2 protein-coding genes are annotated in these 678 nt (G+C 58.0%); both read right to left on the reverse strand.

Translation table 11 applies throughout. The features are described from left to right. Positions 1-203, reverse strand: a 203-nt coding sequence (locus FHD67_RS20240) for a hypothetical protein (protein ID WP_218062376.1), incomplete at its 3' end; no start/stop codon positions are given. Continuing rightward, a complete protein-coding gene (locus tag FHD67_RS20245) occupies positions 193-639 on the reverse strand; it encodes a YsnF/AvaK domain-containing protein (protein ID WP_139599866.1) in 447 nt (148 codons plus the stop codon). The genes FHD67_RS20245 and FHD67_RS20240, both read right to left, overlap by 11 nt. Between the last annotated feature and the right edge of the window lie 39 nt (positions 640-678).

Genomic DNA, 678 nt, shown 5'->3' on the forward strand with positions numbered 1-678 from the left:
CTATCCCAGAATCCCTTATCGTCGGTCGTCGAGGCCCGCTGCTCCGTGGATTGGGCAGCACCCTCGACTGTTCGGATTTGCGTGCGCGATATCCCGAGCGTCTCGAGCCGCGATACGGCATTCTGGGCATCGGCGTTCGTATCGAACATGGCGGAGATGGACATGCTTCCGTGGGAAGTACCGGCTTCATTGTCATAGGTCATCGTGAGTTTCCTCTTCGCTGATGATTTGACCCTCAGTCTGAGGGCCGAGATGATCGATCACGGCGCGCTGGCGCCGGATAGTGACCGGAATGTCGGAGGTTTCCCGACGTTCGGTGCGGCGAACATGGATTTCCTCCCGCAAGACAAGCTGCCGCGTGATGACGATGCGCTCTTCGACCACGGGAATGACCGTCAGGTCCCCTTCAGTCACGATATCCGGGACGACGTCGATGTCCCGCTCGATTGGGACCCGGACCACATCTATTTCGACGTCGGAAAAATCGACAGGAAAAAGGATGTCCACCGTCTCGGTGACTGTCGAGACCCTGACCTTGTCTGTCACCCTCTTCCGCTTCGTGACCGTCAGTCGCTCTTCCATAAGCGGGACTGTCTGCTTGTCTAGGGTCAGGACCCATTGATCCTGCGCGTTCGGCATGATTCAGGCTCCTCAAGGAGACCTGATCGATGAGCAACC

It is taken from the genome of Paracoccus haeundaensis, assembly GCF_006239215.1.
Lineage (GTDB): Bacteria > Pseudomonadota > Alphaproteobacteria > Rhodobacterales > Rhodobacteraceae > Paracoccus > Paracoccus marcusii.

Coding starts and splice junctions, on each gene's coding strand:
- FHD67_RS20245 (WP_139599866.1), bottom strand. CDS start 639: ATGCCGAACGCGCAGGATCAATGGGTCCTGACCCTAGACAAGCAGACA.